The organism is Streptomyces sp. NPDC059743 (genome assembly GCF_042732975.1).
In the GTDB taxonomy this organism is placed as follows: Bacteria; Actinomycetota; Actinomycetes; order Streptomycetales; family Streptomycetaceae; genus Streptomyces.
The window spans coordinates 24,154-42,255 of the sequence record NZ_JBHWGS010000005.1 but is presented as its reverse complement, the minus strand read 5'-3'; the positions used below and the strand labels follow the sequence as shown (position 1 = coordinate 42,255).

15 protein-coding genes are annotated in these 18,102 nt (G+C 70.5%); 6 read left to right on the top strand and 9 right to left on the bottom strand.

Translation table 11 applies throughout. The features are described from left to right. Positions 1–278 precede the first annotated feature (278 nt). Both ACFV6H_RS10700 and ACFV6H_RS10695 read left to right on the top strand, forming a co-directional pair. Positions 279–2,516, top strand: a complete 2,238-nt coding sequence (locus ACFV6H_RS10700; protein WP_385540481.1) for an MMPL family transporter — start codon at positions 279–281, stop codon at positions 2,514–2,516. Positions 2,517–2,692: 176 nt separating this feature from the next. Further along, a complete protein-coding gene (locus ACFV6H_RS10695; protein ID WP_385540479.1) occupies positions 2,693–3,115 on the top strand; it encodes a DUF4259 domain-containing protein in 423 nt (140 codons plus the stop codon). Positions 3,116–3,195: 80 nt separating this feature from the next. On the opposite strand, the gene ACFV6H_RS10690 is transcribed toward ACFV6H_RS10695, so the two are convergent. Further along, positions 3,196–4,185, bottom strand: a complete 990-nt coding sequence (locus ACFV6H_RS10690) for an NAD-dependent epimerase/dehydratase family protein (RefSeq protein WP_384980144.1) — start codon at positions 4,183–4,185, stop codon at positions 3,196–3,198. Between the two features lie 127 nt (positions 4,186–4,312). Between ACFV6H_RS10690 and ACFV6H_RS10685 the strand changes: the two genes are divergently transcribed. Together ACFV6H_RS10685 and ACFV6H_RS10680 are read left to right on the top strand one after the other, a co-directional pair. Next, positions 4,313–5,137, top strand: coding sequence for a hypothetical protein (locus ACFV6H_RS10685; RefSeq protein WP_384980142.1), 825 nt, complete (start codon positions 4,313–4,315; stop codon positions 5,135–5,137). A gap of 66 nt (positions 5,138–5,203) precedes the next feature. Further along, entirely contained in the window at positions 5,204–6,706 is a 1,503-nt protein-coding gene (locus ACFV6H_RS10680) for a PepSY-associated TM helix domain-containing protein (protein ID WP_385540477.1), read from the top strand. Between the two features lie 74 nt (positions 6,707–6,780). On the opposite strand, the gene ACFV6H_RS10675 is transcribed toward ACFV6H_RS10680, so the two are convergent. The 4 genes from ACFV6H_RS10675 to ACFV6H_RS10660 form a co-directional block, all read right to left on the bottom strand. Beyond that, on the bottom strand, positions 6,781–7,431 hold the full coding sequence (locus tag ACFV6H_RS10675) for a winged helix-turn-helix domain-containing protein (protein ID WP_384980136.1): 651 nt from the start codon (positions 7,429–7,431) through the stop codon (positions 6,781–6,783). Positions 7,432–7,882: 451 nt separating this feature from the next. Next, positions 7,883–8,902 (bottom strand): glutamine synthetase, encoded by a 1,020-nt coding sequence (glnII, locus tag ACFV6H_RS10670; RefSeq protein ID WP_384980133.1) that lies wholly within the window; start codon positions 8,900–8,902, stop codon positions 7,883–7,885. 92 nt (positions 8,903–8,994) lie between these two features. After that, a complete protein-coding gene (locus ACFV6H_RS10665) occupies positions 8,995–10,290 on the bottom strand; it encodes a hypothetical protein (protein ID WP_385540474.1) in 1,296 nt (431 codons plus the stop codon). Further along, on the bottom strand, positions 10,287–11,924 hold the full coding sequence (locus tag ACFV6H_RS10660) for a hypothetical protein (RefSeq protein WP_385540472.1): 1,638 nt from the start codon (positions 11,922–11,924) through the stop codon (positions 10,287–10,289). The genes ACFV6H_RS10665 and ACFV6H_RS10660 overlap by 4 nt, the downstream gene beginning before the upstream one ends. 328 nt (positions 11,925–12,252) lie before the next feature. On the opposite strand from ACFV6H_RS10660, the gene ACFV6H_RS10655 reads away from it, so the two are divergent. After that, positions 12,253–13,182: a Gfo/Idh/MocA family protein gene (locus ACFV6H_RS10655; protein WP_385540470.1), complete on the top strand. Its 930-nt coding sequence runs from the start codon at positions 12,253–12,255 to the stop codon at positions 13,180–13,182. On the opposite strand, the gene ACFV6H_RS10650 is transcribed toward ACFV6H_RS10655, so the two are convergent. After that, positions 13,179–13,862 carry a hypothetical protein gene (locus ACFV6H_RS10650; protein ID WP_385540468.1) on the bottom strand — a complete coding sequence of 228 codons (684 nt, stop codon included), beginning with the start codon at positions 13,860–13,862 and terminating at the stop codon, positions 13,179–13,181. The two genes, ACFV6H_RS10655 and ACFV6H_RS10650, sit on opposite strands and share 4 nt — an antisense overlap. Before the next feature lie 277 nt (positions 13,863–14,139). Between ACFV6H_RS10650 and ACFV6H_RS10645 the strand changes: the two genes are divergently transcribed. Beyond that, complete coding sequence (locus ACFV6H_RS10645) at positions 14,140–14,424, top strand: hypothetical protein (protein ID WP_093604886.1); 285 nt, start codon at positions 14,140–14,142, stop codon at positions 14,422–14,424. Positions 14,425–14,545: 121 nt separating this feature from the next. Here ACFV6H_RS10645 and ACFV6H_RS10640 read toward each other — a convergent pair whose 3' ends face one another. From ACFV6H_RS10640 to ACFV6H_RS10630, 3 genes are all read right to left on the bottom strand, one after another. After that, the gene (locus tag ACFV6H_RS10640) at positions 14,546–15,076 is read right to left on the bottom strand and encodes a GNAT family N-acetyltransferase (protein ID WP_385540466.1); all 531 of its coding nucleotides are present in this window, start codon (positions 15,074–15,076) and stop codon (positions 14,546–14,548) included. A 20-nt stretch (positions 15,077–15,096) separates the two neighbouring features. Beyond that, the gene (locus ACFV6H_RS10635; protein ID WP_385540464.1) at positions 15,097–16,830 is read right to left on the bottom strand and encodes an SMI1/KNR4 family protein; all 1,734 of its coding nucleotides are present in this window, start codon (positions 16,828–16,830) and stop codon (positions 15,097–15,099) included. Positions 16,831–17,038: 208 nt separating this feature from the next. Next, positions 17,039–17,935, bottom strand: a complete 897-nt coding sequence (locus tag ACFV6H_RS10630; RefSeq protein WP_385540462.1) for a prohibitin family protein — start codon at positions 17,933–17,935, stop codon at positions 17,039–17,041. Positions 17,936–18,102 lie beyond the last annotated feature (167 nt).

Here is an 18,102-nt window from a genome sequence, read left to right as displayed (position 1 = left end):
TTCTCTCCCGCACGCTTCCTCGCCGCGGCAGGCGGCCCTCATGGCCACCGGCGGCCCGTCCGGCCTCCGGGCGTGGCATCCAGTCTGGACGGTCGCGGCGGCACCCGGCAGCCGGTCACCCCCCGACCAGAGGTGTTGCCAGCACCACCCTCGATCAGGGGCCCTGGGCGGCTGGGGCGGACGGCGCCGGATTCCTAACGTCGTCAACGTCTTGTTCTCGCTTACCCCGCTCTTACTTCTGGGCTCTTCTGGGCTCCTACCTCTGGAGGCGAAACGCCATGAGCACGAGGCAGAATCTCGCGGCGCGTATCGGCGTATGGAGCGCACACCACCGCAAGACGGCGATCATCGGCTGGCTGCTGTTCGTCGTACTGGCCACGGCTCTCGGCGGCGCCTCGGGCCTGGTCGAGATGACCGCGTCCGAGAACGGCGCGGGCGATTCCGCCAAGGCCGAGCGCATCCTCGACGAGGCCGGGATCGACCATCCGGCCGGTGAACTGGTCATGGTCAGCAGCCGGGCCGACGGCAGCTGGCAAGCGGCAGCCCGCGAGCTGACCGAGGCCGTACGCGGAACGGGCGAGGTGGCCAGGATCGAACCGGCCCTTCCCTCGAAGGACGGCAAGGACGCCCTGATCCGCTTCGAGATCAAGGGCGACTCCACGACTGCGGCCGACCGGGTGCAGCCCGTGCTGGACGCCGTACGGAAGACCGGGGACGCGCACCGGGACGTACGGATCTACCAGTTCGGCGAGGCCAGCTCGGGCAAATGGCTCGGTGATCTGCTCGCCGACGACTTCCAGCGGGCCGAGTTCACCGCCGTACCGCTGGCGCTCGGCATCCTGCTCGTCGCCTTCGGCGCCGTGGTCGCCGCGCTGCTGCCCGTCGGGCTCGCGCTCACCGCGTGCATGGCCGCCTTCGGACTGCTCTCGCTCGCCAGCCATCAGCTCCATCTCTCCCAGACGACCTACTCCGTGATGTTCCTGATGGGGCTCGCCGTCGGTGTCGACTACTGCCTGTTCTATCTGCGGCGCGAGCGCGACGAGCGGGCCGCCGGGCGCGACGCCGAGACCGCGCTGCGGATCGCGGCGGCCACCAGCGGCCGGGCCGTCCTGGTGTCCGGAGTGACGGTGATGGTCGCGATGGCCGGGATGTTCCTGTCCGGGCTGATGCTCTTCAAGGGCTTCGCCCTCGCCACGATCCTGGTCGTCTTCATCGCGATGCTCGGCTCCGTGACCGTGCTGCCCGCGTTGCTGGCCTGGCTCGGCGACCGTATCGACGCCGGACGCGTGCCGTTCCTCAACCGTCGTAAGAACCGTAAGAAGAAGAGCGGGCAGGAGAGCGGCGCGGCGCAGGAGAGCGGCGCACTGGCGGGCGCGCTGCTCAGGCCCGTACTGGCCAGGCCGAAGCTCTTCGCGCTGGCGTCGGCCGCGGTGCTGGTGGCGCTGGCGGTGCCGGCGCTCGGTATGAAGACGGAGTCGCTGGGGTTGGAGAAGCAGTTCGGCTCCGAGGCCTCGCTGACGGTCGCGTACCGGCATATCACCGAGACGTTCCCGGGCGGTCCGGCACCGGCGCTGGTGGTCGTGAAGGCCGACGACATCGGCGCGGACGGCGTACGGAAGGCGCTCGGGCGGTTCGGCGGCGATACGGGCGAGACGGTGACCGTGCACGAGGAGCGGAACGTCGCGGAGATCGAGGTTCCGCTGGCGGGCGACGGCAGCGACGGACGCTCGAAGGCGGCCCTGGCCGAACTGCGCGACGAGCGGCTGCCCGCCGCCTTCGCGGGCACCGGCGCGCAGGTCCATGTGACCGGTGATCTCGCCGGGTCGATGGACTTCACCGCGCAGCTCAAGCGCGGCATCGTCCCGGTCTTCGTCTTCATCACCGCCGTGACCTTTCTGCTGATGCTGTTCTGCTTCCGGTCGTATGTCATCGCCGTCACCTCGATCGTGCTCAATCTGCTCTCGGTGGTGGCCGCGTACGGCGTGATGGTCGCCGTCTTCCAGCACGGCTGGGGCGCGGAGCTGCTCGGTACGGAGAAGGCCGGCGCGATCGAGAGCTGGATGCCGCTGTTCGTACTGGTGGTGCTCTTCGGGCTGTCGATGGACTACCACGTGTTCGTGGTCTCCCGGATCAGGGAGGCCCGCGACCGAGGCCTGGACAACTCGGCGGCGATCCGCGAGGGCATCCGGCGCACGGCGGGCGCTGTGACCGGCGCCGCGGCCATCATGGTCGCCGTCTTCGCGGTCTTCGGGACGCTGTCGATGCAGGACATGAAGCAGATGGGCGTGGGTCTGGCGGTGGCGGTACTGCTGGACGCGACGCTGGTACGGATGGTGCTGCTGCCGTCGGTGATGGCGCTGCTGGGGGAGCGGAACTGGCGTACGCCGAGGGCGCTGCGGTGGCTGCCGGAGCTGGGGCACGGCGACGGGGACGCGGGCGCGGGCGGCGGCGTGGCCGGGGGAGCGGAGCCGCAGGCTCCTGGGCCCAGGCACGCGGCGCCGGTGACGACGCGCTGAGGTCTCGGCGACTTCTGTCCCGGCGACTTCTCGTCGGCCCGTCAGCGGGCCTGTACGGGCTCATGGCCCGGACGCCTTACGGGGGGCGTCCGGGCCATGTCCGCGCGTGAGGCGGATTGTCAGTGGTGCCTGGCACGATCTCTGTAACGGGATGAAGAACGACCAGGGGGCAGACCATGGGCACATGGGACACCGGCCACTTCGACAACGACATCGCGGCGGACTTCGCCGCGGATCTGGACGACGCGACAGAGGCAGGGCGTACGGATCTGGTGCGTGAGGCGCTCCTCCGCGCGATCGGTGCCACGGACTGTCTGGACAGCGACGAGGCAGTGGTGGCGGTGGCCGCTGCCGCGCTGGTCGCCGAGCAGTGCCCGGGCGGACCGCCCGTGGAGACGGTGTACGGCCCGGACGAGCCGCTGCCGCGCTTCCCCGAGGAGTTGCGAGCCCTCGCGCTCCGGGCCCTGGACCGGGTGCTGGCCGACAAATCCGAACTGCGCGATCTCTGGGTCGACGCGGACGGAGAGGACGGCGAGTGGCACCGGGGGATAGGGGGGCTCAGGAGCACGTTGACCGCGGCGATATCCGTGCAGCCCTGAGGGCCGGTACGGGCCGAGGCGGGGCCGGCACGGGCGGCGTACGGGGCCGGGGTACGGGCGGCCGGGGCCCGGGGTCCAGGTCAGTCCGTGGTGAGTAGCTTGGCCTCCAGTTCGGGGGCCAGGCCCACCGGGGCGCGGTCCGGGCGCTGTGGTGCCCGGCCGCCGATCGAGACCAGCCAGGACCAGGTGTCCGCGACCGTCTCCGCCACCGGACGGCAGCGCAGGCCCGTGGCCAGGGCCTTGGAGACATCGCCCTGGTGCAGCGAGTCGTGGAGTTCGCCCGGCGGCAGCCAGATCGGCAGATCCGTCCAGGGCTCGATGCCCGCCGCGAGGATCGACTCCGGTGCCGTCCAGCGCAGTTCGGCGTCGGAGCCGGTCACCCGTACGCAGACATCGAGGAGTTCACCCATGGTGGTGTGCCCGGCCGGACTCACCAGGTTGTACGGACCGCCCAGCCCTTGCCGTACGGCGTCGAGCGTCCACTCGGCGAGATCGCGCGCGTCGATGTACTGGATCGGATTGTCGCGGGGGCCCGGGGCCGGTACGGGACCGCCCTTGGCGATCCTGCCCAGCCACCACGGCAGCCGGCCGATGTTCTCCCAGGGCCCGAGGATCAGACCGGCGCGCACCAGCAGCGCCCGGTCGCCGAAGGCCGCCTCGGCGGCCAGTTCGCCGCCGCGCTTGTCCTGGGCGTAGGCGGTCTGCCCGGCCTCCGCCGAGGCGCCCGTCACCAGCGGGCCGCTCTCGTTCAGGCCGGGCGGAGTCGGGTGGCCGTACACCGAGCGGCTGGAGACATACGCGTACCGGCCGGCCCGGTCCGCCAGCAGCCGGGCCGCCGAGAGCACCGCGGACGGAGCCGCCGACCAGGTGTCGACGACCGCGTCCCACTCGCCCTCGGCAAGCGCGGCCAGACCGTCCGGCGCGGTGCGGTCGCCGAGCAGGGTGACCGCGCCCGGCGGTGCCTCATGACGGCCGCGATGAAAGACGGTCACCTGCCAACCACGCCCGAGCGCCGCCTCCGTGACAGCGCGGCCGACGAATTCCGTACCACCGAGGATCAGGAGTCTCATGGCAACGACTCTGCCCGTGAGAGGGCGTCGAGGACAGCACAATTCGCCGTCGGAGGAATCGTCGGGAGAATCGTGGGCCTTTGGGATCTGCCGCACGGGCCCACCGGGATGGCAGCATGTGCGGACCATGACAGAAGCCCGGTCGCCGTTGCGCGCCTTGCGGGCCGCGGCCTTCGCGGCGGTCTGCGTGACTCTGGCGGCGGTGGGGCATTCGTTCACATCCGGGCATGGGATCCCTCCCGGGGCGCTGTGGACGGCGTTCGGCGTGACCGGATGTCTGGCCTGGCTCGCGGGCGGCCGGCGGCGCGGGACCGGCTCGATCGGGGCCGCCCTGGTCACGGTCCAGGGCGTGCTGCATCTGCTCTTCGCCGGAGCGCTGCCGTACGGACTGTCCGCGCCCGCTTATGGATCACCTGCGCATCCCGTCGCCGGTACCGGACTGGGCACGGGCCTCGGGATGAGCCCCGGACCGGGCTCAGGACTCGGACCGGGACCCGGCTCGGGACTCAGCCCCGGCATGGGCGTCGGCATAGGCCCTGGCATGGGCACCGACATGGGCATGGCCATGCGGATGGGCGGCGCGGACACCGGTGCCGACGGGCCGCCGACCGTGCTGGACGCGCTCACCGACGGTTCCGTCGGCATGCTCGCCGCCCATCTTCTCGCCGCCGCCGTCTGCGCGCTCTGGCTGGCCCGCGGCGAGGCCGCTCTCTTCCGGCTGGTGCACGCCGTCGGCGCCCTGGCCTTCTCGCCGCTCCGGCTGCTGCTCACCGCCGTACGGCTGCCCGCCGCGCCACGGCTGATACGGCCTCGCCCGGCCGCCACCGCGACGGACCGCGTCCATGGCGTCATACCGGCGCACACGCTGTCGCGGCGCGGCCCGCCCGCGTTCCGTACCGCTCGTATCACGGTCCCTGGAGCCGTTGCCGTCATCACTGGCCGAACTGTCTGAACTGTCGGACGTCGGGCGGCGGCCGGGGCCGATTTCCCCATGCCAACGCCAACACCGAGGACAGTCATGGCCATCGACGACCCTGTACAGGGCGCCGCCGCGCACAGCACCACATCCGAGTCCGGGCCCACATCCGAGTCGGCGCCCGAGTCCGGACCCGAATCCGCTGCGGGCACTTCGTCCCTCTGGAGCGCCCTGCGGCCTCTTGTGCTCCGTCTCCACTTCTACGCGGGTCTGCTCATCGCTCCGCTTCTGCTGGTCGCCGCCACCAGCGGCTTTCTCTACGCCCTCTCCTTCCAGGCGGAGAAGGTGATCTACCGCCACGAGCTGCGCGCGCCGGTCGGCGACCGTACCGTTCCGCTCTCGCAGCAGCTCGACGCCGCCCGTGCCGCACGTCCGGACGGCACGGTCACCTCCGTACGCCTCGCGTCGGAGGAGGGCGCCACCACCCGGGTCCTGATGACCGCGCCCGGCGTCGAGGAGGGCAAGTCGCTCGCCGTCTTCGTCGATCCGTATACCGCGGAGATACGAGGAGAGCTGACCAGTTACGGCAGTTCGGGCGCCCTGCCGCTGCGCACCTGGCTCTCCGAGCTCCACCGCCATCTCCATCTCGGCGAGCCGGGCCGTATCTACAGCGAACTCGCCGCGAGCTGGCTCTGGGTGGTCGCCCTCGGCGGAGTGCTGCTCTGGACCGGCCGCAGACGCGCCTCCAAGCGGGCGCTGCTGATACCCGAGCGCGGTACCACCGGCCGGCGCCGGACGCTCTCGCTGCACGGTTCGGTCGGGCTGTGGGCCGTGACCGGGCTGGTGCTGCTCTCGGCCACGGGCCTGACCTGGTCGCGGTACGCGGGCGAGAACATCGGCGCGGTCCAGGACCAGCTCGGCGGCGCCACTCCGGCCGTCTCGGCCACTCTCGAAGCAGGCGCCGGTGGAGCGGGCGGCGGCCATGAGGGCCACGAGGGCATGGAGGGCATGCCCGGGATGGAAGGGACGGACGGCACGGGCGCCATGGACGTCGGAGTCGATCTGGCGGTCGTCGCCGCACGTCAGGCCGGTCTCGACGGACCGCTCTCGGTGACGCTGCCGAAGGAGGGCACCGGCTATGTCATCGCCCAGACGGACACCCAGGTCCCGGTCAGGCTCGACTCGGTCGCCGTCGATCCCGCCAACGGCATGATCATGGACGAGCTGCGCTTCGCCGACTATCCCGTACTGGCCCAGCTCACCCGCTTCGGGATCGACGCGCACATGGGCGTCTTCCTCGGGCTGGTCAATCAGCTCGTGCTCGCGGCTCTCGCGCTCGCGCTGATCCTGCTCATCGTGTGGGGCTACCGGATGTGGTGGCAGCGCAGGCCCACCAAGGAGCGCGGGCTGACCATGGGCAGGCCGATACCGCGCGGTGCCTGGCGCAAGGTGCCGCTCGCCGTCCTGCTGCCGCTCGCGGCGGTGGTGGTCCTGGTCGGCTGGTTCGTGCCGCTGCTGGGCATCAGCCTGCTGGTGTTCCTGGTCGTGGACGGTGGGCTGGGGCTGTCGTCCCGCGTCCGCGCACGCGCCCGGGCCAGGACGTAACACCTCCGCGCCCGGCGCTCGCACGCACAGAGCCTGACCGGTCAACAACCGGACCGGTCAGGCTCGGCGGCGGCTCAGGGCGTGTACTTGTACCCGACGCGCCGTACGGTCTGGATGGTGTGCCGGTACTCGGCGCCCAGCTTGCGGCGCAGCCGCGCCACATGGACATCGACGGTCCGCCCGTCGCCCACATGACCGTAGCCCCACACCGTGGTCACCAACTGGTCGCGCGTGTGCACCCGGTGCGGATGCGCCACAAGATGGGCCAGCAGCTCGAATTCGAGATATGTCAGATCCAGTGGCTTCCCGTCCACGACGGCGATCCGCTGGGCACTGTCGATCCGGACGGGACCGCCGCCCGCGGCCCGTCCACCGGCTGTGTCGCCCGGTCCGACGGTCCCGGCCGGGTCCGTCTCTGCGGGACGGTACGGCGCGGAGGCGGCCAGTACGGCGGCCTGCTGGTCGGCCGGTACGAGTACGAGATAGCCGATCATCGGCGGCTGTCCCGGCAGCGAGGGCAGTGTGTGCTGGGGCGCGGGCAGCCACGTCGCGCCGGGCGGCAGGAAGTCCACGACCTGTCCGGTGGGAGCGGCGGCCGGGCGGGCCGCCGGAGCGGTCTCGTCACGGTCGACGGCACGGAGACGGTGGCGGCCGGGCGTCGCCGGTTTCTGGTTGTGTGCGGCGGCCGAGGCCGCCGCGGCGGAGAAGGAACGGGGGTTCGCCATGAGGGGTCAGCTCTTTCGCGCGAGGGAGTCGTCGAGTCGACAGGACGGACGGGACGTACGTCGTGCGCGGCGGCCGAAGGCCTCGAAGGAGGTTTTAGAGGGCCGACGCGTTCCTCGCGGGGCAACACACGCGGTCGAAGTCGTGGTGCTGCCGGGACGGCCAGAACGGCTCCAGGTCGCTGGGACCTGTCGCGGGGTGCTGGTGGCTGGCCATGTCCCCATTGAAGCAGATAGCGGCGCGCCGCAGCAGGCCACTTTCCGCTGTCCCTGCGCTGCCGCGACGTGACGGTCAGCACAGCGGTCGCCCTCGCCGCACGACAGGCGGACAGAACACGACAGACGGGCAGAAGACGGCACGAGAACGGCGGAGAGGGCGGGCGCCGTGTCGGCGACCGCCCTCTCCGGGAGCTGTGCGCGGGCGAACCCGTTGTGCGCGGGCGAACCCGTCGGGTCAGATCTGGCCGGCCTTCTCGAGGGCCGTGCAGCAGGTGTCCACGATCAGCCGCGTCACCACATACGGGTCGACGTTGGCGTTCGGGCGGCGGTCCTCGATATAGCCCTTGCCGTCCTGCTCGACCTGCCACGGGATACGGACCGAGGCGCCGCGGTTCGAGACGCCGTAGCTGTACTCGTTCCACGGAGCGGTCTCGTGCAGACCGGTCAGCCGGTCGTCGATGCCCGCGCCGTAGTTCTTGACGTGGTCGAGCGGCTTGGAGCCCTCGCCCAGCGACTCGCACGCGGTGATGATCGCCTCGTAGCCCTCGCGCATCGCGCGCGTCGAGAAGTTGGTGTGCGCGCCCGCGCCGTTCCAGTCGCCCTTCACCGGCTTCGGGTCGAGCGTCGCGGAGACGTTGAAGTCCTCGGCGGTGCGGTAGAGCAGCCAGCGGGCGACCCAGAGCTGGTCCGCCACCTCCAGCGGTGCCAGCGGGCCGACCTGGAACTCCCACTGGCCCGGCATGACCTCGGCGTTGATACCGGAGATGCCGAGGCCCGCCTTGAGACAGTTGTCCAGATGCGCCTCGACGATGTCACGGCCGAAGATCTCGTCCGAGCCGACGCCGCAGTAGTAACCGCCCTGCGCGGCCGGGAAGCCGCCCACGGGGAAGCCCAGCGGACGGGCGCCCTCGAAGAACGTGTACTCCTGCTCGATCCCGAAGATCGGCTCCTGGCCCGCGAACTTCTCCGCGACCTCGGTGAGCCGCGCACGGGTGTTGGACTCGTGCGGCGTCATGTCGATGTTCAGGACCTCGCACATGACGAGGACGTCGTCCCCGCCGCGGATCGGGTCGGGGCACGAGAAGACCGGCTTCAGCACCCGGTCGGAGGCGTGTCCCTCGGCCTGATTGGTGCTCGACCCGTCGAAGCCCCAGATGGGCAGCTCGGCGCCGTCCGCCAGGATCTTGGTCTTCGAGCGCAGCTTCGCGGTCGGCTCGGTGCCGTCGATCCAGATGTACTCAGCCTTGAAGGTCACGGGGCCTCATCCTTGTCGGTGCAGCAGTTTTGACCCGAAGCTTCGCAATCTGTGATTTCCCGTCTGTTGCCCATCCGTGAACCACGTGTTACTCAGGTTTCTTTTGTTTCGGCGGTGTCTCGTGGGGAAGCGCTCGCGGACGGCTGGACCGCCGCGTGACCGGCCGACCGCCGGGCCACCGCGTGCGCGTTCAGCAGCGACTCGAATCCGGCGGCGCGGATCCGGCGCACCAGTTCGTCGTACGTCGCTCCCAACGCCTCGGCCGTACGCCCGAGATGCCAGTCGTGGGCGGCGAGCCGTGTCAGCAGATGGCCGCGTCTGATCTGCGCGTCGGAGAGCCGGAACGTCTTGAGATACGCGGTGCGGCCCTTGTGGTCGTTGATGAGTTCGCCGATGTGCTGCTCCTGTGCGCCACGGTCGAACGGCGGGAGAAAACGGTGCAACTCGTACGAACCCATCCTGTATGCGCGTTCGAAGGAGTATGACGTGGACAGAAGTTGACGGGCGAGTACCGCCTCATGTGTCTCGCTCCATACGCGCTCCTGCGCATGCGCAGCGGCCCGCAGATCGGCGAGCGTCTCCAGATGCCGGCCGTCGCGGATACGCGCCTCGAACTCGGCCACCGGCGCGCCGAAGAACGCGTACTGGTGGACCAGCTCTCCGTACAGGTCCTCCACCAGGCTCGGGTGCAGGGCGCGGTAGTCGTCAGGATGCGGTACGACAAACGCGGCGGCGAGGGAGTCCGCCGTGTACACCATCACGCCGCACTGCCCGGGATGGATCTCGAAGACGCGGAGAGCGTCGGCGAGACCACGGACACCGAGGCCGAGATAGGCGTCCTCGGCGCGCGGCGAGAGCCCTTGCCGTACCGCTTGCTGCGACCACTCGTCCCAGGCGATGGACGGTCCGCCGAAGTGCAGCGAGAGATAGCCCTCCAGCGCGAGATGCAGCGGCAGGAAACGGCAGCGCGTGGCGGCGGCCGTACGGGACCGGCCTCTGCCGCCCTTGCCCGCCTTCATACGCTTCACCATCCGGTGGTGACGGCGTACGGGCACGGCTTCCGGAGACCAGTCGCGCCGGGCGCGGTCGCGGTCGCGATCTTGGTCCTCGGCCCCGGCGCTGGCGCCGGCCCCGGTGCCGGCGCCGAGCTGCGTGCCGTACGCGGCGCCCTGATCGCCGTCGCCCGACCAGTCGGCGACGAAACCGTGCGGGATGTACGAGACATAGCTGGCGTCCGGGCCCACCTGGACCTCGCCGTAACCTTCGTAGATCTGCTGGTGCAGCCGCAGACCGGGCAGCGGCTCCGCGCGCACCAGCGGTACGAGACGGATACCGCCCCAGACCTGTGCCGGGCGGGTGATCAGACCGGTGAGATCGAGCCTGGTCATCGCGCCTCCAAGGAGGTCTCGCCGCGTGCGGTGCCCTGGCCCGGGATTCCGCCGGGGAATCGGCAGAACGGATCGTCGGCATCGTCGGCATCGTCGTCTATGAAACGCTGTACTCGCCGGTCCAGATACGCCCGCAGCTCGGCCAGGCCCGTACGGCCCTCCGCGAACTGCGCGATCTCCACCAGCGCCGGCAGATCCTCGGCGTCCCGTATGCCCGCCGTCGGCACGCTCGGTGCCAGCCGGCGTACGTCGAAGCCGTCCGCGTCGTATACGGGGTTGAGATGAACCGCGCTCGTCCTGCCCTCCCGGTCGAGCCTGGTACGCCACACCCGCAGCACCTCGCCCGCCAGTCCGGGAGGCGCGTTGTCCCAGCCGTCCGAGACGATGACGAGCCGGTCGGGCGCGCCGTCCAGCGCGTCGATGATCCGGGTGCCGAGCGGAGTCGGTCCGTACGGGCGCACCAGCAGCGGATCCGTGCTCCCCGAGGTCCACAGCGGTGTGTACGCGCCGGGAGCCGCCAGCGCGTCCAGCAGAAAGTGGCAGGCCAGGGCGGTGGCGAGTGGTCGGCGGCGCTTCTCGCCCGATCCGGACGAGGAGTAGCTGTCGTCCAGCACGGCGGCGACCCGTCCCCAGGTCCCGGTGTACGGACCGGCCGCCCGGCGCGCGGCCGTACGGAAGGCACGCGTCAGCTCCGCCCGGCGCCGTACGCGCTCGTCGATGGCCAGGGACAGGACGTAGAGGGCGAGCCTGGTCAGCGGCATGACGGTCAGATCGGTCCGCACCTCTTGATCGCTGTTGTTATTGCCGGTGTCGGCAGCGCTCCGCGCCAGGGCCGAGCGCTGCGTACGGAGCCGCTCCAGCCTGGTCATCCGGGGCTCCATCCGTTCCAGGACCGCCTCGCGCGGGATGCCGTGCTTGGCGGCGAAGCCCTCGGCGACGGTGAACGGCAGCTCGTAGAGCGCGCCCTGCTCGAAGTGGGCACGGCGGTACGCGTCCAGCAGTCCGTGGCCGTACCGCTTGCGGCGGCCGGGCGCGAAGAGGAAGTCGCCGAGTTCGGTCGCCGCCGAGGTATCCGAGGCGTCCGAGGTCTTTGAGGCATCCGTGGTACCTGCGGTCTCTGAGGTAACCGAGGCAAGCGGGAGATGGAAGTGGCGCGCGGCCGACTTGAGTCCGTTGCGGTACTTCACCGCGTCATGCCCGAGATCCGGCCGGGTGGCCAGCCACTCGCGCAGGATGGCGCGGGTACGGCGGTTACCGATTCCGGCGGTCCGCAGCGCCCGGAAGAGCCGGTAGACACGCTGCGGCGGCAGCATCGTCAGCCGCCTGGCGATCAGCCGTCCCTCCACGCGCTTCTCCTCCCGGCTCGCCTCGCGCGGTGTGCGCAGCAGCTCCTCGATGACCATGACCGCGTTGTGGTCGTTGATGTCGAGGGCGAGCGAAGCGGCGTACACCGGGCGGTAGTTGACCCGTACGTACTCATGCAGAAAGGCGAGCGAGAGCCGCTGCGCGTGCGCGCCCGAGTGGAACTCGCGCTGCCCGGTCGCCGTGACGGCCGCGTTGACGAAGAGCAGCACATCCTCGGCCGCGATCAGATCGGAGAAGGTCTCCGCCGGATCGGAGAATGCCTCCGCCATGGTGTGTCCTTTGTGTCCCACGAGTTTCGTGTGTCGCACGTGGCCCGTGTGTCGCACGTGTATGCCGGAATCGGCGGTGGCCGGCCGGGGCATGGAGGTGCGAACAGCGAAATCACTGCTTTACAAGGCAAGTCCCGGAAGTCGCACCGGAGGCCCGCGGCCGGCTCGTGCAACGTAACACCGGTGGTGGCGCGGGAGCCCACGGTTTTACGCCCGTACCGGCCTCGTAACCGGCCCTGTGCCGGCCCCGTACCGACCGCGTGGCTTTACGCCCCGTACGTCCACCCGCGCCTCCTGCGCCACAGGGCGACGGGGCACACTGAGCGGCATGAGCAAGCCACGTATCGGACTCCTCGGCGCCGGCCCCTGGGCGGAGCGTACGCACGCCCCTGCCCTCGCCGGCCATCCCGGAATCGAATTCAGCGGTGTTTGGGGGCGGCGTCCCGAGGCCGCCGCAGCCCTCGCCGCCGCCCATGACACCACCGCGCACTCCGGCGAGGCGGGCATCGACGCGCTCTTCGCCGAGAGCGACGCCATCGCCTTCGCCCTGCCGCCGGACATCCAGGCACCGCTGGCGGCGCGGGCCGCAGCCGCCGGACTCCATCTGCTGATGGACAAGCCGGTCGCGACGACCGTGGCCGGCGCCCGCGAGGTCGTGGACGCGGCGGCGTCCACGGGCGTCCAGTCGGTCGTCTTTTGCACCTTGCGCTTCGCGCCCGGGACCGCGGGCTGGATCGACGAGCAGGCCGCGAAGGGCGGCTGGTTCACCGCCCACGCGTACTGGCTCAACGCCCTGTACGGAACGGGCGCCGACAGCCCGTACGCCGCGTCTCCCTGGCGCCGTGAGAAGGGCGGGCTGTGGGACGTCGGTCCGCACGCGCTGTCGGCCCTGATCCCGCTGCTCGGCGATGTCACGGACGTGACGGCCGTACGGAGCGAGCGGGACCTCACCCATCTGGTGCTCCGGCATGTGTCCGGCGCGGCCAGTACGGTGGCGGTGACCCTGAGCGCGCCGGAGGCGGGATCGGGATCGGGCGTCGAGGTGCGCGGCGAGCATGGTACGGCGGTGCTGCCGACGGAGTGGGGCGATCCGGTCGACTCGTTCCGCGCGGCGACCGACGCACTGCTGGAGTCGGTCCGTACGGGTCAGCCGCACGCCTGCGACGTACGGTTCGGGCTGCGGCTGACCGAGATCCTGGCGGAGGCGGAGGCCCAGGCGACGGAGGCCCAGGCCCAGGAGACGCGGGCCAAGGACTAGCCGGTCTGGCCGGCGCTCCGGACGCGTTCGATCCGGGCGTTGCGGATCAGGAACTTGCCCGGTTCGCGAACCTGCTCGAACGCGGCGTCGTTCAGCAGGGCGCAGCTTCCGGAAGGTGACGTGACCTGTACGGTCGTGGACTTGTCGTTGTCGAGATTGGTCACGCGGAGCGTGGTGCCGACCGGGAACTGATTGCTGGACGCGGCCGGGGCGCCCGCCTCGCCGGAGAGGGTGACGGTGGAGCCCGCGCAGACGACTTCGCCGTCGCCCTCGCCCACACCGTCACCCGCGGGCGGTTCGGCGCCGGGAGCCGGTTCCTCCGCCGGGGGCTGTTCCGCGGCCGGTGGCTGCGCACCGCCTTCCGCCTGGCCGCCTCCCGCCTCGGCGTCCTCACCGCCGCTTCCCTCGCCGACCTCGCATCCGGACGCCGCCTGCTGGAGCTTGATCTGCTCGATGACGGCGACGCGGTTGGCGATCCGTGCCTCGGACTGCGCGTCCGGCTCGGCCCGCTGTCCGGCGATGAAGTTCTCGTTGTTGCCCAGGGCCGTGGCCAGCCCGTCGCAGACCACCGAGGCCTGGCTGGTGCCGGTCATCACCACCGCCGTACCGCCCACCAGCGCCGCCGAGGCGGCGAGCAGGGCGAACTTCTTCCTGGGACCGAAGGTCTTCTTACGGGACACGTGTGGGGGCTCCTGTCCTCGGCCGCGTGGGGGCGGGCCGACTGGTTCCGTGTGCCGTTAGGTACGGACGGTCCGGCCGTTCCGCTCAACCGCCACAGCGGTAACTTCCGTCACGGTGGACGGTGTTCACCACGCCCGGTTCCGTGCCGGGCGGCCCTGTGCCGGGTACCTGTTCCAGATCTCGTCAAATGCCCTCTGGCCAGGGACGATTGTCAGTGGTGGGCAGTAAAATAGAGGTAGTTCGTGAGGGTCCAACCACCGCGCCGGGAGGTCGCCGATGGCCGTTGCCACAATCACGACGAAACTCTTCGAGACTCAGCCCACCGCGCCCACCATCGTCCGTAAACCACTGCCCGCGGGCCAGCCCCGGGAGTGGTACGAGAGCCACAACCGCCGGCTCAAGGCCATGCGTCTCGCCATCGCCCTGCTCGACTCGGGCGTGTACCACCCGGCGAACGCGACCAACCGCAGGATCCGCGGCATGGCGGCCCGGATCGGGATCCACCCGCCGTCCGACACCACCTGCCGCATGGTGCGAGCCCTGATCCGCTACGGCCGCTGACGGACGTCGTCAGCCGCTCCAGCCTCAACCGCGAGTGAGGCGCATCCCCGCCGAGGCACGGCATCCGCCGAGGCACGGTGCCCACACCGGCTCTCCAGTCCGACATGGACCGGAGAGCCGGTTATCCGCGCTTCCGCCGCCCCTGCCACTGCCGCCGCCACCGCACTTCTCCGTCGTGCCGCTCATCGGTCGGCGTCAGCCCGGCAGCCCTGGCGACGGCGGCCGATGCTCCATGCTCCGGGTGGACATGGGCCAGCACGGTCCGTACGCCCTGGCCTTCCAGCCACCGTACGAGCCCTCGCGCGGCTTCCTTCGCGATCCCGCGGCCCTGCCATGGCGTTCCCACCACCCAGGCGATCTCGGCGGTGAGATCGCCACCGCCATCCTTGACGACGGTGGCCTGCACGTATCCCGCCGGGCTTCCGGCGCTGCTGATGATCCAGTTGCACCAGGAGACGGCGGGATCGGGCGAGCCCGCGACCATACGGAGATACCGCGCGCGCAACTCCTCCACCGTCGCCGGCGATCCGCCGATGAAGGTGTGCAGCGCCGGATCGGACAGGACCACGGCCATCGCGTCGGCGTCCTCGGCACGGAGCGGCAGCAGCGCCAGCCGCTCCGTGCCGATGGGCTCGGCATGGACCGGAATCATGACCGGAATCATGACCGGTGTCACGAAGCGGCGATCCAGGGCCTGGTCTCCACGGTGTGCAACCGCCCTTGCGTCAGAGCGAACTGCGGCAGGGACACCTCGTACTCCTCCGCGATGGCGTCCAGTGCCTCGTACTCATCGTCGGGATCCAGCGCGACATCCTCGGAGCCCGGGAAGAGGTCCTCCGGGTCGAGGATCTCCGGAAGCGTTCCCCACTCGTCGATGTCTCCGCCGTGCACCGTGAATCCGTACCGGCGCTCTCCGTCCTCGGCGTAGGAGAAGTGGAACGTGCCCGGTATCTCCTGCGACTCGCTGCCTCTCTCGACCCACACCATGACGGACGCCGTGCCCAGGGAGGCGATCTCGCCCAACTCGCGTGCCGTGTCGGACGGTCCGACGGCCGGGAAGGGCTCCAGGCCCTCCGAACGTCTCTGGCCCTCCGGGCCCACCTGGCCCATGTCGTCGCTCACGAAGGCGAAGCTCCAGCCGCTGTCGCCTCCGCACCATCCGATACGGGCCGCTTGCCCGGCCTCCCGCTCGTCGGCCGGCGCCGACGACGTCACCGGTCGGCCCGGCTCCCGTGCGATGCGTACGGCCAGATCCTCGGGTGATATGTCCTCGACAAGAAGGAACCGGTAGGAGCCACGCTCCTGTCCGTCGTCGGCGAGCCAGGCGAGCCCGTCGAAGGCCGGCTCTCCCGGCCCACCCGGCTCCTCGCTCTCCATCACGCCTTCCTCCCGCTCTTCGCCTCGGGGCGTCTCCAGGATGTACCGGCCGCGCTCAGGTGTGATCACCGGTCCGAGAAGAGGATCGGCGAGCAGTCCGACGGGCGCTATGTGCTCGCTGCCGCGCGGCTCCCACTCGGCCACGGCGTCCGCGATCGTCTCCCATGCTGCGTCCGTGTCGCCCCACCGCGCGTGCTCCCGCGCGGTGGCGACCGCCTTGCCGAAGGCCCCGGAGGGCTCGTACCGGAACGTACGCTCCGCGACCTCCTCGGGGTCCATCTCCTCCAGCCCGGCCAGCGGCGCCAACTCCCGTACGTACAGCGGCCCGCCGCCCAGCATCGCCTCCACCTGGACGCGCAGCCCACGGGCACGGCTCCGGCCGCACCTGTCCGCCTCTACGAGCCGTTCGAGCCGGCCCTCGATGTCGTCCCCGCGCAGGCAGCCCGTACGCGCCTCCTCGACATCGGCGTCGAGCTCGCGCGTCGTCGCGTTCTCGAAGCCGGGAGACTTCGCGTGATTGCGGTGGAACTCCCGGAACAGCGCCTGCATCAGCTCCAGGAACGACTCGTACCGCTCCGGCTCCTCACTCGCCTCACTTGCCCCGCCCGACTCGCCCGGCCGGCCACGGTACAGATACGCCGCCCACTCCTCGTCGGCATTTACCTCGCCTGGGTCGAGCAGGATCGCGGCGTCCGACGCGACGGCCAGTTCAAGCCGTGCGCCCGGCGCAGCCGGCTCAAGCCGCGTCTCCGCCTGTCCGTCGGACTCCGTGCCCGGCGTCCCGTACCAGCGAAGCCCTTCCACCGTCCCGAGCACCCCGATGTCCGTACCGGCCGCCCGCCAGCCGTCGGTGACCGCCAGGAACGACCGGTAGGTCAGCGGCAACGCCACGCCGAGCCGCTCCTCCAGCTCCTCGATCCGCTCTTCCTCCACAGCCGTGGAACCCAGCCACCGCTCCCCCGTCCCGGCCGAGTCCTCCCAGTCCGCACTCCACCGCTCAAGGAAGGGCCGCCAGTTGTAGATCTTCATGTCCACCATCGTGCCAGCGCCCACTGACAACCGACACCCAACGGCCCGCAAACCCGGGAGGGACGCGCGAACGCCACCTCGCGGACCGCGAGGTGGCGTTCGCCGTACATCTCTTCATGCGCCGTCGGTGCGCCGATGGCGGCGTCAGTTCCGGACTACGTCAGTTCCGGACCGCGTCCGTTCCCGACGGCGTGCGTTCCCGACCGTGTCAGTTCCCGGTGCCGTCCACGATGACCGGCGTACCGTTCGAGCCCGAACCGCACGGCACCGCGTACACCGGGTTCGCCTTCGCGGCCTCCTTGAAGGCCTCGATGCACTGGTTGCGCAGGACGCGGTCGGTGAGTGACTGCTCCAGGATCGCGTTGGCCTTGGCCACGCCCTCGGCCTCGATACGCCTGCGCTCCGCCTCGGCCTTCGCCGTGCGCGACGCCTCGACCGCGCGCTCGGTGGCCTGCTCCTGCTGGAGCTTCTTGTCTATCTGCGTCTGGAGCTGCTCGGACGGCCGTACGTTGCGCAGATTGACGTTGGTGACGTCGATACCACGCGGCTTCAGCCGCTCCTTGATCGATGTCTCGATCTCCGAGGCGATGGCCTGCCGGCCCGAGGCATAGCCCTCCTCGCTCTTGTGCTTGGCGAAGACATCACGGATGATCTCGCGGCTGTCCGGCAGCACCAGCCGCTCCTGGATCGCGCCCTGGCTGCCGGCGAGCCGGTACAGCTCCACGGCGTTCTCGGGCGTGACCGCCCACTTGACCGTGACGTCCGCGTAGAGCACGCCGCCCTGCGAGGAACGGACCTCGACCACGTCCTTGTCGTTGAGGTTGAGGTCCACCGGGCGGGTGGAGAACGTCGTCACATCGGTGAAGGGCGTCTTCAGATGCATTCCGGACTTCAGCGGCGTGCCGGTCTTCCCGAAGAGAACCGGGACGCCGACTTCGTAGGCGCTTACGACGTACACGCAGCTGATGACGCCGAAGGCCAGCCCTGCCACTCCGGCCAGCGCGGCGCCGAGTTTCCAGCCGTCGGCGCCGGCGCCGGAGCGGCTGCGGGCGAGTACGGCCAGTACGACGGCCGCGATGATGAGCAATATGGACAGCACGAACATGTAGAGGTCCCCCCGATGGTGTGAAGCCGACTGTTCCGCGGCTGCTGTGCGAAAAATGCCCCCTGCCACGGATGGGCGCATCGTAGCCGGGTGTATCGCACGAGATCTCCGTTGCACCCGGGACAAGTGCCCTGTGATGATGTGTTACGTCTGTGTGGTGCTGAAGG

Bases quoted from the DNA above. Each gene is read 5' to 3' on its own strand.
- ACFV6H_RS10700 (WP_385540481.1), top strand. From the start codon at position 279: ATGAGCACGAGGCAGAATCTCGCGGCGCGTATCGGCGTATGGAGCGCA.
- ACFV6H_RS10695 (WP_385540479.1), top strand. From the start codon at position 2,693: ATGGGCACATGGGACACCGGCCACTTCGACAACGACATCGCGGCGGAC.
- ACFV6H_RS10690 (WP_384980144.1), bottom strand. From the start codon at position 4,185: ATGAGACTCCTGATCCTCGGTGGTACGGAATTCGTCGGCCGCGCTGTC.
- ACFV6H_RS10685 (WP_384980142.1), top strand. From the start codon at position 4,313: ATGACAGAAGCCCGGTCGCCGTTGCGCGCCTTGCGGGCCGCGGCCTTC.
- ACFV6H_RS10680 (WP_385540477.1), top strand. From the start codon at position 5,204: ATGGCCATCGACGACCCTGTACAGGGCGCCGCCGCGCACAGCACCACA.
- ACFV6H_RS10675 (WP_384980136.1), bottom strand. From the start codon at position 7,431: ATGGCGAACCCCCGTTCCTTCTCCGCCGCGGCGGCCTCGGCCGCCGCA.
- ACFV6H_RS10665 (WP_385540474.1), bottom strand. From the start codon at position 10,290: ATGACCAGGCTCGATCTCACCGGTCTGATCACCCGCCCGGCACAGGTC.
- ACFV6H_RS10660 (WP_385540472.1), bottom strand. From the start codon at position 11,924: ATGGCGGAGGCATTCTCCGATCCGGCGGAGACCTTCTCCGATCTGATC.
- ACFV6H_RS10655 (WP_385540470.1), top strand. From the start codon at position 12,253: ATGAGCAAGCCACGTATCGGACTCCTCGGCGCCGGCCCCTGGGCGGAG.
- ACFV6H_RS10645 (WP_093604886.1), top strand. From the start codon at position 14,140: ATGGCCGTTGCCACAATCACGACGAAACTCTTCGAGACTCAGCCCACC.
- ACFV6H_RS10640 (WP_385540466.1), bottom strand. From the start codon at position 15,076: ATGATTCCGGTCCATGCCGAGCCCATCGGCACGGAGCGGCTGGCGCTG.
- ACFV6H_RS10635 (WP_385540464.1), bottom strand. From the start codon at position 16,830: ATGAAGATCTACAACTGGCGGCCCTTCCTTGAGCGGTGGAGTGCGGAC.
- ACFV6H_RS10630 (WP_385540462.1), bottom strand. From the start codon at position 17,935: ATGTTCGTGCTGTCCATATTGCTCATCATCGCGGCCGTCGTACTGGCC.